The sequence below is a fragment of the Neobacillus kokaensis genome (genome assembly GCF_014656545.1).
GTDB lineage: Bacteria > Bacillota > Bacilli > Bacillales > Cytobacillaceae > Neobacillus > Neobacillus kokaensis.
In genome coordinates, this window is the sequence record NZ_BNDS01000004.1 from 97245 (window position 1) to 111245 (window position 14001).

Consider the following 14001-nt stretch of genomic DNA (forward strand, 5'->3'; position numbering starts at 1 on the left):
TCATTCGGGCAATGGAACCCTAGTCCATTGACCGAAACACCAAAAAATCCGCTCACTCGGGCTATGAAACTCTCCCCCATTGACCGAAAACCTAAAAAGTGCGCTCTTTTGGGTAATGGAACCACTCCCCATTGACCGAAACATCAAAAAATCCGCTCATTCGGTCAATGGAACCCTCGTCCATTGACCGAAATACTAAAATATGCGCCCACTCGGGCAATGAAACCCTCCCCCATTGACCGAAAAACTAAAAAGTGCGCTCTTTTGGGCAATGGAACCACTCCCCATTGACCAAAAAACTAAAAAGTGCGCTCACTCGGGCTATCGGGGCTCTATTAAAATCCATATATTTCTTATTTTTCAAATTGAAGCTGAACTTTTTGATTTTTATTCATCGTCAATGAAATAAATCCATCAACAGGTTCTATTTTCCTTTCATCTTTTCCATCTTCCCGCACTACAGCAGTTTTGCTAGATTTTAAAATTATGACGTTTTCTGCATGGCAAATTACTTCCACTAAACTTACCTGCATCCCTTCCCAGGATACACTTAACTCAAACCCGCCGCGTACCTTGACACCGGATAATGTACCTTTTAACCAGGTGGACGGTAGAGCTGGCAAAAGTTCAACAAATCCTTTATGTGACTGAACAATCATCTCCACAACCCCAGCTGTATAACTGAAGTTCCCATCAATTTGGAAAGGCGGGTGAGCACCTAAGAGGTTCGGATACAATCCTCCCCCGACAAAAACTTCCCTTTGTGCTGAAACAATATTAAATAATTGATACAGCAGGGCATTCACTCTCTCCCCATCTTTGAGGCGAGCCCATAGACACATCTTCCAGCCAAGACTCCAGCCCGTTCCGGCATCTCCGCGTCTATTCAAGGTTTGCCGGACAGCCTCCAAAAACGGACCATCGACAATCTGTTCCCCAGGGTAGGCACCATATAAATGGGATACATGGCGGTGATGCGGTTCAACATCCTCAAAATCCATGAGCCATTCTTGTAATTGACCATACTTGCCTATCTGTAAAGGATGAAGCCGCTCTTTTGCTGAACCTACTTGATGAATCCATTCATCCTCAATTTCAAGTACCGCTGCGGCTGCCAAACAGTTTGAAAATAAATCCCAAATAATTTGCAGATCCATCGTTGAACCTTTCGTAACGGATCCTGCCTGTCCATCCGCAAAGTAAAAATGATGTTCCGGTGATGTAGACGGCGATGTAATCAAATAACCATTTTCATCTTCGATTAGCCACTCCAAACAAAATTGCGCTGAACCTTTCATGACCGGAAAAGCTTCTTCTGCAAGAAACACTTTATCCTGTGAATATAGGTAGTGCTCCCATAAATGACGGCACAGCCATGGACCCGACATTGGCCAAAAAGCCCAGCTTGGATCTCCGTGGCGCTCTCCACCAACAGGATCAGCATGTCTCCACAAATCAGTATTATGATGGGCAGTCCAGCCGTTTAACCCATACCGCTTCTTAACCATGTTCCCGCCTGTTACCGAAAGTTCCTTGACTGCCTGTAACAGCGGACGATGACATTCGGATAAATTTGTTACTTCCGCAGGCCAGTAATTCATTTCCGTGTTAATGTTCAGGGTATAATTGGATGACCATGGGGCGCGAGTTAAGTCATTCCATATCCCTTGTAAATTCGCAGGCTGCGCTCCCTCCCTTGAAGAGGCGATTAGCAAATAACGTCCATATTGGAATAATAGTTCGACCATTGCTAAATCATTCGCACCATTTTTTTGGACTCTTTCATCCGTATCAAGCGCCGCTTCAAGGTTTTCACTTCCCAAAGAAAAATCAACCCGGTTATAAAGTGCTTGATAGTCCCGAATATGTGCTTCTTTCAACTGCTCATAGGATATGCTCATTGCCTTTGAAAGAATGGCTGCATTTTTAAACGTTAACTCTTCGAAATCTGTTCCCGGAAGTTGATCAAACCCGTTAAAAGATGTCGCAACAGAAAAATATAAAACGGCTGTTGTTGCATGCTGGATCGTTAGATTCCCTTTTGATGATTCCACTTGCCCATCTTCAACAACAGCAGCCAGCCTTCCCTCAAAATGAATCGCTTTTGTTTCACCAAACTCACCGTAAATAACAGGCTGTTCGTTCTCATGAAAATAAACAGGATCACATCTTTCAGGACAAACCCCTTGTAAAACTAACCCGTCAGATATATCCGAAGTTTTATATTTTAATAAGCTATCCAATGAAATTATCAAGTTTAATTGTTTGGGAACAGAGCTGGTCAGCCGGACAGCTAATACTTCATGCGGATGTGAAATAAACGCTTCCCTTGTGTAGTCAATTTTTCCAATAGTATATTTGACATTGGAGATTGCCTCTTTAATATCAAGTGTCCGATGATAATTCTGTGCTGTGTCACCGTGCTGGTATTGAATGAATAAATTCCCCAAAGGCATATAGCTTTGTGTATACGGACCAAACATATTCTTTGTCTCGTCATTGGCCTCTTCGTATTTCTCTTCATCGAGCAGCTGCCTTACCCTTTTTAAAGATGCTTGATCGTTGTATTCTTTATTGCTTTGCGGCGGGCCAGACCACAATGTGTCCTCATTTAACTGAAATCGTTCTGTCTCCACCCCTCCGAAGTGCATTGCACCAATTCTGCCGTTTCCGAGCGGGAGAGCCTCTGTCCATCCCTTTGCCGCTTTCCTATAGGTTAAAAGATTCATTTAATAAATCTCCCATTTCTACTTTTTTATTAGTGTAAGGTAAATGAATATTGATAAGTATGATCAGAATATAAAGTGAATTCCGGATGGGTCTTTGCAGCCCAAGAATCATCTCCGCCAATCCCCATTTGCTTATGGTTTACGCGTAAATACGTTTTTGTTCTTTCAGGCAGCTGATACGTATGGGCTGCTTCCTGTAATTCTGTTGCCGAATAGGCACCTGCATTAATTTCTAATAATGAATCACTTGAAACACGGAGGATTATTCCACGGCCATCCCCAATTTCAAACGAGCGGACTCCGATTTTATTCCCATTTTCTTGTGGTTTTAGATATGGTGTAAACTCATTTTCCACTGTCGATACATAGCGGCCAATTTTTGCCCCCTTTTCACGGTCCCAATAATTTTCATGAGGACCTTTTCCGTACCAAGAAATAGCCTCAAACGATTTGACTAAAGGCAGGATCATCCCGATTTCAGGAATTTCCGGCAACCCATCACCAGGCTGAAGTTCAAACGCAACATGAATTTCTCCGTCTCCAGTTATTTCATAATCAATACTACAAACTGAAGCAGGTGAAGTTTGTAATTGAAGTACGGTTTTAATATGAACCGTTTTATCCATTTCCTCTACATCCATCTGTTGCAAAACGGCCGTTTTTCCCGCCTGTTCCCAAATTCCTGTACGCTCACCTAATTTATTCCCACGGTCATTATCGGTAAGAGCCCTCCAGAAATTCGGAACAATTGGCTCAGCTAAAATCTCTACACCCTGTTTTACGAAAGAAGTTATGAATCCTGATGTTTTACTTACAATAACGGAGAATGTTTCACCCTCAATTTTCAAATTATCGTTTGTCTTTTCAATACGTTTAATAGACATGCTCGGTACTCTCTGGGCAATGATTCGATTTGTTAGAACAAATTGATCAAAGGCTATTTCATAACCCTTTTGAGCCCAAAGGCTATCTTTAACAGTGTGAAAACTAATAGTTATAATATATTCATGATCATCCATTACATATTTTGACAATACATTTTTAAGATCTATCAATGTAGATGATAGCGGCTTACAGGAAATACTTATGCTTTCACTCGCAATCTCTTCCCCATCTTTAAGTATGGTCCACCTTGCCTCATATTCGTTTACGTCAGTGAATAAGTGCTTATTGATGACGGTAAATACATCATGCTCAATTCGGACATCAATTGGCTGATAGCATTTTTTTACTTCAAAGATTTTAGGTGTTAAAGACCCATCTGCAAATAACAGGCCATTGCCGCAAAAATTACCGTCGTTCGGCGATTCTCCAAAATCTCCCCCATAAGCTAAATACGGTGTTCCGGTTTCAGAGATGGTTTGAATGGCTTGATCTTTATAATCCCAAATAAAACCTCCCTGTAAAATTGGATACTTATTAAATAGATCAGTATATTGATAGAGATTTCCTACAGAATTCCCCATTGCATGTGCATACTCACAAATAATATATGGCTTCAGCGGCACTTCACTGCTTTCTGCACTTAGGGCATAGGCTTCGAGTTTTGAAGGATGTTCGTACATCATACTTTCAATTTCCGAAGCCTCACTTGAAGCACGATAATGGGCTACCCCTTCGTAGTGAACAAGGCGAGTTGGGTCCTCCTTTTTGATATGATCTTTCATTTTAATAAAATTGGTTCCGCCGAAAGATTCATTTCCGAGCGACCAAATTAGAATGCACGGATGATTCTTATCCCGATGCAGCATGGAATGACAGCGATCGATCACATTGGCTGTCCACTCTTCCTTATCTCCCGGAATGGCATTTTGAATTTGATTCTGACCATAAGACCATGTACCATGCGTTTCTAAATTAGTTTCATCGATTACATATAAACCATATTGATCACATAAATCATACCAATAGGGATGGTTTGGATAATGAGAAGTTCTCACAGCATTAATATTATGCTTTTTCATTTCGATGACATCATGAAGCATATCCTCTTTTGTGACAGAGCGACCGCGCAGATGAGAAAACTCATGACGATTTACACCGTTAAACAATATCCTTTTGCCATTAATCAGCATCAGGCCATCCTTTAATTCAAATTTACGAAAGCCCACTTTACAGCTTTGCGCTTCCAATATCGAACCATCTATAGTTTTCACGGTAATAACAAATGTATAAAGCATTGGCTGCTCCGCACTCCACAGGAGGGGAGAAGATATTTTTTTTAAAAAGCATAACTCATTTTCCTCTACTGTTTGTATATGTCGCTCTACCATAACCTCGCTAAATACTTTGTAGCCTGTATGATCAATTAAATGTGCTTCGATAGTAACAGGCTCCTCAAACATACTGCCATAATTCGATACTTTCATATTTACAACTAGTTCTGCATCTTTATAATTTTCATCTAGATCTGTACGTACAAAATAATCCGAAACATGTACTAGCGGTGTGGTATACAGATATACATCCCTGAAAATACCACTTAATCGCCAAAAATCCTGGTCCTCTAACCAACTGGCATCACTCCAGCGATAAACTTCTACCGCCAGTTTATTCGTTCCTTCTACTAAATAAGGAGTTAGATCAAACTCACTAGGAGTAAAACTATCTTCACTGTAACCAACTAAATCGCCATTTATCCACACGTAAAAAGCGGATTCCACCCCTGCAAAATGAATATATACCGGCTGATCTCCCCAATCCTTCGGGATATCAAAATATGTAATGTATTGACCTACGGGATTATATTTTGTCGGTGCAAAGGGAGGCTTTAAAACTTCTTGCTCTTCCCATGGATAACGGACATTCGTATACTGCGGATAATCATAGCCCTGAAATTGCCAATGGGAAGGAACTTGAATCGGTTTCATCTCACATTCATCAAATCCCATTTTAAAAAAATCAGGATTTCGATTTGCCGGATTCTCTGAAAATGAAAATTTCCATTCCCCATTCAAACATTTACAGAACGAAGACTCCAATCGATCTAATGTTATTGCATCTTTCACCGACAAAAACGGCATACTCGTAGCATGTGCAGGCAAACAATTGAGCTGGAAAATTTCCGGATTATTATTCCACTCCGGATACCCGTTTTTAGGTGGTGTATAAACAAATTTTTCTTTCACTTTTAACATATTGGACATCATCCCCCTTTTCAAAAGAAAAAAGAATACACGCCAGAATAAAACTTAAGTGTATTCTTTTTTTGTAATGTTCAAGTATTACTTTCCGACATCATACGCTTTTTGATAGATTTCTAGATAGCGGTCAACCTGTAATGCTTTAAAACCGTCAACGTACTTATCCCAGTCTTTATCGATGTTCTTTGAACCTGTCACGAATTGAACAAGATTTTCTTGGATGTATTTATTAATATTGATTTTTAACAGATTCACTTCGTCTGCTTTTTTAGGATCAACCCATGCCGCTTCAAAATTAAATTGTTCCTTCGGTTCAAATCCCTCATATTTTAGTGTTGCATTATATAATCTTCTTTCATAGCCCTTTGAGGACAGCTCATCTGTTTCTGCAGCAATGGAGTCCCTAAGTGTCCTAGTTAGTGCCAGAGGACCTCTTTCTCCCCAGCCATATTCTACCTTGTCTTCCTCTTTCTCGTTAGGGTCGCTAGGAATGATGGCATATTTTGCTTGTTTGCCAGTTAAATCAATATCATCCGGACCGCCCTTTTTCCAATGAACGCCTTCCTTACCTCTAGCTGTCATCATGGTTCCTTCTTCAGTATATAAGAAATCTGCTAACTTAATTAATGCTTCGGCTTTTTTCCCATTTGCTTTATTCGTAATGGCAAACGTGAAATTATTGATATTACCATAATCAGAAGGTGTAAATTGAGCACCTTCAGGACCTTTTAACGGTGGGACAACATCGAATGCTTTTGATTTGTCAGAAGCTATATCAGATATAATTGCTAAATGACTTGCTGCACCAGCACCAAGGACTTCATCCCCTTTAGGAGTACCTAACTGCTTATACGCCTCCGGGTTTTGGGTGAATGCTCCTTGATCGATTAACCCCTCTTTATAAAGAGAATGAATGTATTTCAACCCATCTTTCCAAGCTGGCTGCATCGGAGCTAACACTAATTTTCCATCCTGTACATTTATATAATCCTTACCATTATCTGGCAAAAATGCATTCATTAGGAAGATCGTTGGATCATCCCCTAACATGGTACTTTCTCCGCTTAATGGGATTTCATCCTTCTTGCCGTTTCCATTTGGATCATTATTTTTAAATGCTTCTAATACTGTTTTAAATTCTTCCGTTGTTTTAGGCATTTCTAAATTTAATTTTTTCAACCAGTCCGTATTTATCCACATCTTCCCATATCTTGAACAATGGAAACATTCATTGATTGGAGGAAGAGCATAAATATTACCATCCGGTGCAGTCATTCCTTTTTCCATATAAGGGACTTCTGTCATTAATTTTTGGAGATTTGGCGCATGTTTTTCTATTAAATTATTTAATGGCAGAAATACACCTTCTTTCCCATACTTTTGGGCTTCCACTTTAGAAATATTATCTAACCATGCAACAAGCAAATATGCATCTGGATAGTCTCCGCTGGCTAGAGACAATTGACGTTTTTCTTTTGCTGCATCCTGGTTTGCAAATTGCCAATTAATTTTGATATTAAATTTCTCTTCAACCATTTTTGTGAATTCATTTTTATCCCTGTCAAAAACTGGATCATACGATATACTCGGGGTGAAAATGGAAACTTCAATTGGTCCGTTTGGATCTGGACTTTCACTTTTTGAACCTTCGGATGAACTTTTCTTAGTAGGAACACATCCGGCGAAAAGCATCGTCATTAAAACTAAAAGCATGAAACTAGTTGATAACTTTTTCATTTGACCCTCTCCTTTGTTTGTTTAACGTTATATTATTTTTTCTAACGTCCTCTGGTATTAGCTGGATTGCTTCTTCTTCATCCTTTTACAGATCCAATTAACATGCCTTTTACAAAATGTTTTTGAACAAATGGATACAGCACCAAAACTGGTAAACTTGAAATAACAATCAATGAGTACTTCATTAATTCTTTCAATCCTTGCATTTTCAATATATCTTCAATATTTGCAGATGGGTCAGTATTCAAAATTAAGATGCTTCGTAAAATGAGCTGTAATGGATATAGCTCTTCGGATTTCAAATAAATCAATGCATCAAAGTACATATTCCATTTCATCACCGCATACATGAGGACAAGAACTGCAATAATCGGTTTGGACAACGGCAGGACAACTTTCAGGATGAATCCAATATCGCTGCAGCCATCCATTTCACTTGCTTCTACTAATTCATCCGGTATCGTAGATTGGAAGAATGTTCTAGCAATAATCACTTGGAAAACCGCTAATGCGGACGGGAGTAAAAGTGCCCATATTGTATCAATTAAATGCAAACTTTTTACAACCAAATACAACGGTATTAATCCCCCATCAAAAATCATCGTAAAAACCAGTAAAATCATGATCAATTTTCGCCCATAAAATGTTTTTCTTGAAAGCGGATAGGCAAGCATAATCGTGATACTTACACTAATAAAGGTTCCAACAACAGTGTAAAACAGCGAATTATAAAACCCTTGAAGAATTTGCGGATTCTTAAACACTGTCGTGTATCCTAATAGTGTTGGTTCTACCGGCCACAGCCAAACACTCCCGGATGTTACCGCAGATGCACTGCTAAATGAAGCGCTCACAATATAGATAAGCGGATATAAAACAGCTATTAAAATGAGAACTAAAAATACATAAATAGCTCCTATAAAAAGGCGATCAATTTTTGATTCTTTAATTCTTGTATTTCCTGTTTTCGTCATATCCTTCCCTCCTACCATAAGCTTGATGATGAGAATCGTTTAGATATTTTGTTAGCAGTAAAGATTAATATGAAGTTAACAATCGAGTTAAATAATCCAACTGCAGATGCAAAGCTAAAGTTTGCTCCAAGCAATCCGACTTTATAAACGTATGTCGAAATTACCTCAGAAGAATTCGTATTTAATGGATTTTGTAATAGATAGATTTTTTCAAACCCCAGCGACATGATGCTTCCTACATTAAGAATTAATAGGACAATGATAATAGGAAATATTCCTGGAAGGTCAACGTTCATAATCTTTTGAAAGCGATTTGCTCCATCAACCTTAGCCGCTTCATACAATTGTGTATCAATGCCAGCCAGAGCCGCTAAATAAATGATTGTCGCATATCCTGTGTTCTGCCACACATCTGACCAAACATAGATGGATTTGAAATAGATTGGATTTCCTAAAAAATTTATCGGCTCTATTCCAAATAAGCCTAAAATATTATTTACAAATCCTGCATTGGGCGATAAAAATAAAATAATGATTGATACCATAATGACAGTTGAGATGAAGTATGGTGCATATGTAACTGTTTGGACGAACTTTTTGAACCGGGCATTTTGGACTTCATTTAACGCTAATGCTAATATAATGGGACAAATAAACCCAACTATTAATCCGTAAATACTCAAGCCTAATGTATTCTTTAATAAGAGAGAAAAGTTCGGACTCTGAAAAAAGTCCTTGAAATACTTTAGTCCCACCCAGTCGCTGCCAAAAATTCCTTTTACCACACTATACTCTTTAAACGCAATGACGATCCCAGCCATCGGAACATACTTAAAGGTAATCAAAAAGGCTAGTGGGATGACAACTAAAAAATATAATTGCCAGTGCTTCTTAATTTTTTTCCATCTGGAATGCTTTGATACAGCTAGGGTTTTAATCCCTGCTTTCTCAATACCTTGCTGATTTATGACTTCTGTTTTCATATAACCCCCCCATTTTATTAAACGCTTACATCACAATAGTAAAATTTGAAACTTTAATGTTATCGCTATCATAAATGAATTTAGAAAAATTAAAAAGGTGCGATTTTATCCCGAAGTACAGCAAAAAAACCCTTTATTATCAAGGGTTTTTTCGGTACAAGTTAGGCAACCGTACACTAAAATAATAGGGTACAATTCATTGTAAGCTTATTTTAATCACGCTTCTTTTAACATTTTTCGAAATTCCGATGGGGATGAGCCGGTATTTCGTTTAAAGGCACGTCGAAAAGAGTGGGCACTGTTATACCCTGAAAGCAAAGCAATTTCCTCAATTGAATCCTGGGAATGAATTAATTTTGATTTGGCAAAGCTTATGCGTACATCCTCAATGAAATCGGATATATTCACTCCAACGTGTTCCTTAAAAATGGATGGAAGCATTTTTTCGGGAAGCCCAACCGCATCAGCAATCTTATACAAAGATAAATCTGGATCTTGGTAATTCTTTTTAATCCACTCTTTTATTCTATGAATGACCTGATGCCTACCTACGGCCTTACTCTCATAAATGGACTGGGAAACTTCTATCAAAATTTCTTTTATTCGCTTCAAATTTTCTCCAAAAGATCCCTTTATCGAATAGAGTTCTTCTAATCGGTTGCGAATTTTTTGGACTAATACTGGGTTCAATTGTGTATTTTTCAAATAAATTCTTATCACTGTTCCTTTCAAGGATGCAAATAATTGTTTACCTGTTTGATAAGATAATGCTCTGTTTTCAATATTTTCTATAAGAACTTTATCAAATATCTCTTTAACTTCATTTATTTCTCCGCTTTTAACAGCGTTAATAAGACGAAGTTCTAACTCTACAGGATAGTAATAATCGACAGTATCTTCCTTATATTTTTGCTTAAATCTATATAAAGAGCCTTTATGATGAATTGCTTGAATAAACGGCAAACTCCCCTTAGCTTCCTCAAAAGATTGATGAATATCCAAAACCTGTTCAAACTGGCTTCCTAGACCAATGTTGACTTTCAGGCTATATTTCTTTTCTAATTGATTAATTAATAAGTTAAGGGTCTCTTCTACATTTTTCGTTTCTTGTGGAGATATTTGTTTCTCAAAAGACAAAAGAAATAGAACTTGGTCTTTCTCAATATTTGAATGTAGAACGTCACCTAAAAATATATCTGTTAATTCATTTTGAATGTATATTTGAGCTACATTCATTTCATCTAACATATCCTTATCCAATTCATTCAAAAGATGAATAATTTGCACGATTCCAACATAACCGTAGTGCCCTTTTAATGGCATATTTGCCTGTTCAATTAATGCTTGGGCTTCTTTTGTAGAAGTTAACTCCCCAATAGCTAGTTTTCGAAGTACCGAATCTTGCATAATAGGAAGTTGGTTTTGAAGCTGCTCCTTGAGCGTATCATTTTTAGCAATGATATCCTCCACGTTGCTATGAATAAAATCATAAGGGTTTGTTACTTTTCTTGCATCTGTAATCTTCATCATTCCAAGAAGCCTGTTTAATGGAATACAATTTTTATATGAAAAAAGCAGTGCCATTAATAATCCGACAATAATGGTAATAATAGCGATAACAATACTAATGGTTTGCATAAAACTAATATCAGCTGATAGTTTCTTTTTGGAGAGGACTGCGACATATGTCCATTTATTATTGTTGGACTTGGTTTCAATATACATAAACTTCTTATCATGATTCTTCAATTTGATTTTACCATTCGATTTATCAAACATAATCATCTTATCATTTATGTTGTCGCCGATAATGAAATCCCCTTTTTCATTAACAATAAATGCTGCACCATCATATTGTGAAGAAATTCTATGTAGCATAGAAGTGATTTCCGCACCATTAATCATGACAACGATATTAGCTTTCGGGTTCCCTTTCTCACTAAACGGAAGTGATTGAACATATGTAATAATCGGTTTTGTTCCTTTTCCAATCTTCACCATTGTGGCTGGCATAAAATATCTTGAGAGATAGGTTTGATGAATGGTCTTTTTCCACTCATCATAACCTAGTCCCTCATAGACATGAGTATTATAAAAGTCTTTCGTTCGAACATATGATGATTTAGGAGATACAATTGTGTCAATTTGATTAAAATAAATATAAAAATTACTAAATAATTTGTTTGTATACAAATATGGTTGTAGGCTATTACGGACCTTGTAAGCCTCGTACCCAAAATTGATATCATTTTTCGATTTCCGATACATTAATTGATTAATATCAGGATTCAACGACATTTGAAATACAAACTTTTCAATCTCCTCATTTTTTTGATCAATAATGTCCTTTGTTTGATTCAATAAGTTTTTACTATTCTCCGTTGCGTAGTCTTTTAATTTATGAATACTTACTTTATAAACAATAACGCTTGCCAAAAGCGGAATGACGAGAATTAATATATATGATAATAAAAACTTTCTAAAAATGTTTATTTTTTCAAGCCTTGCAAACATTATTTCCCCTTCCTTCCGCTTTTGTTAGCATAATCGGTTTCTCAATAGTCTGCAAACAGTAAAGGTGATAATCATTACTGGAAGTTTCTTAAAATACTTTCCTCCATGACCAATTACTATTTGTAATGCTCACTTATTTCAAGGTGTTTTTGGTATTGCCCCTAAAACAGGAGTATCCACAAATGTTACACTCTGATGGTGTTTGTGCAATTCTAATAAAATGATTTCATTTTCACCTTCCTGTAAAAATGGTGCTGGAACATATAATGTTTGTTGCGGCCCAATTTCCCAGTAACGGCCAAGATGGTGTCCGTTTACAAAGACAACACCTTTCGTCCACTCTGACAAATCGATAAAGGTATCTGCCGCTTTATCTACTGTCAAAATTCCCTTGTGAAAATAAGGGAAATTCTCTTTTACTTCGTCTGCTGTAAACTCCAATGAGCTTAAATCCTTTAATGGTAATGGATATACTGTCCAATCGAATAAAAATTGGTTCCCTAATCTAACTCCTTCTGTAATGCCTTTATAATCTACCACGAAGGGGCCGTAATTGATCCTCCCCATATTCTCTACGATAATCTGAAGTTTAGATTCTTCCTCTGTGAGCTCCACCACTAATCGGGAACAGCCGCGATTTCGCTCTACTATTCCAACGTATTCACCATTTACATAAACTTGCCCACGATCATGAATATCCTGAACGGTTAGGGCCTGCTTACCATAAGCCCCTTTAATCGTTGTTTCATAGACAATAAATCCGTATGCCTGTCCATACTTTTCCATTGGTAACGGTGCTTCGCTTTTTTGTGGAGTAGAGATTCGATGTAATGAATCTAGCAACCCCGCATGTTCTGTAAACTTCACTTTTCCGAATAGTCGTTTTGGAATGGGAGCAGGTAAGTTCAGCTCAGGCAGATCAACATATTTTTCAAATACTTTCCGGACAGCATAAAATTTTTCAGTTACGTCCCCAGATTCAGTCAATAATCCATCATAATCATAGCTTGTAATGGTTGGCTGATAGTCTGTTTCATTATGGTTTGCCCCATTATAGAAGCCAAAATTCGTCCCCCCATGAGCCATATAAAAATTAACCGAACCGTTTTGCTTTAATATTTCTTCTAGTGTCTCAACAACACTTTCCGCCGATCTTGTATGGTGCTCTTCACCCCAATGATCAAACCAACCATGCCAAAATTCCATGCACATTAGAGGAGCATTCGGCTGATATTGCTTTAATTGGGCAAATGCCGATTCCGCACGGGAACCAAAATTGACAGTTTCAAAGATCCCTTCAATCATTCCGCCGGATAACATACTTGGTTCTGGCCCATCTGAGGTAAACAGCAGCTCATTACCGACCCGTTTTTTGATGCCATCCCGTAAATACTGCAAATACTTTTGGTCATTTCCAAAACTTCCGTACTCATTCTCAATTTGCAAAGCAATAATAGGACCGCCATTTGAACTTAATAGGGGGCGCAGCCTTTCAAAAAGAACATCAAAATAGGCATCGACTTTTTCTAAATATGGTTGGTTAAAGCAGCGTAATTTAATATTAGGTACAGTTAATAACCAATATGGAAAACCGCCAAATTCCCATTCGGCACAAATAAATGGACCTGGTCTTACAATAACATGCAGTCCCACTTTTTCCGCCGTCTTAATAAATCGAACAATGTCAGCGATGCCCTCGAAAACAAACTGCCCTTCCTCCGGTTCATGCAAATTCCAGGCAACGTAAGTCTCAACTGTATTAAAACCGCATGCTTTTAATTTCAATAGCCGATCTTCCCAATACTCCGGCACAGTTCTGAAATAATGCATCGCCCCGCTCAATAAGCGGATTTCTTTTCCGTCCAATAAAAATGAATCATCATACGTTAATTGTGACATATGTCTATTCCTCCTTAGGTGG

General features: G+C 37.8%; 8 protein-coding genes. All 8 read right to left on the minus strand.

The window, feature by feature from the left end; translation table 11 throughout:
* Positions 1–91: 91 nt before the first annotated feature.
* The 8 genes from IE222_RS26685 to IE222_RS06820 all read right to left on the minus strand — a co-directional run bounded on the left by IE222_RS26685 (position 92) and on the right by IE222_RS06820 (position 13979).
* Entirely contained in the window at positions 92–220 is a 129-nt protein-coding gene (locus IE222_RS26685; RefSeq protein WP_275671444.1) for a hypothetical protein, read from the minus strand.
* Between the two features lie 133 nt (positions 221–353).
* The gene (locus tag IE222_RS06790) at positions 354–2729 is read right to left on the minus strand and encodes a glycoside hydrolase family 95 protein (RefSeq protein ID WP_191271058.1); all 2376 of its coding nucleotides are present in this window, start codon (positions 2727–2729) and stop codon (positions 354–356) included.
* 29 nt (positions 2730–2758) lie between these two features.
* Entirely contained in the window at positions 2759–5866 is a 3108-nt protein-coding gene (gene lacZ / locus IE222_RS06795) for a beta-galactosidase, LacZ type (protein ID WP_191271060.1), read from the minus strand.
* A gap of 87 nt (positions 5867–5953) precedes the next feature.
* Positions 5954–7609, minus strand: coding sequence for an extracellular solute-binding protein (locus IE222_RS06800; protein WP_191271062.1), 1656 nt, complete (start codon positions 7607–7609; stop codon positions 5954–5956).
* Between the two features lie 77 nt (positions 7610–7686).
* Positions 7687–8583 carry a carbohydrate ABC transporter permease gene (locus tag IE222_RS06805; protein WP_191271064.1) on the minus strand — a complete coding sequence of 299 codons (897 nt, stop codon included), beginning with the start codon at positions 8581–8583 and terminating at the stop codon, positions 7687–7689.
* 11 nt (positions 8584–8594) lie between these two features.
* Positions 8595–9566, minus strand: coding sequence for an ABC transporter permease (locus IE222_RS06810; protein ID WP_191271066.1), 972 nt, complete (start codon positions 9564–9566; stop codon positions 8595–8597).
* Positions 9567–9782: 216 nt separating this feature from the next.
* On the minus strand, positions 9783–12080 hold the full coding sequence (locus IE222_RS06815) for an AraC family transcriptional regulator (RefSeq protein ID WP_191271068.1): 2298 nt from the start codon (positions 12078–12080) through the stop codon (positions 9783–9785).
* A gap of 138 nt (positions 12081–12218) precedes the next feature.
* Positions 12219–13979, minus strand: coding sequence for a glycoside hydrolase family 35 protein (locus tag IE222_RS06820; protein ID WP_191271070.1), 1761 nt, complete (start codon positions 13977–13979; stop codon positions 12219–12221).
* Positions 13980–14001 lie beyond the last annotated feature (22 nt).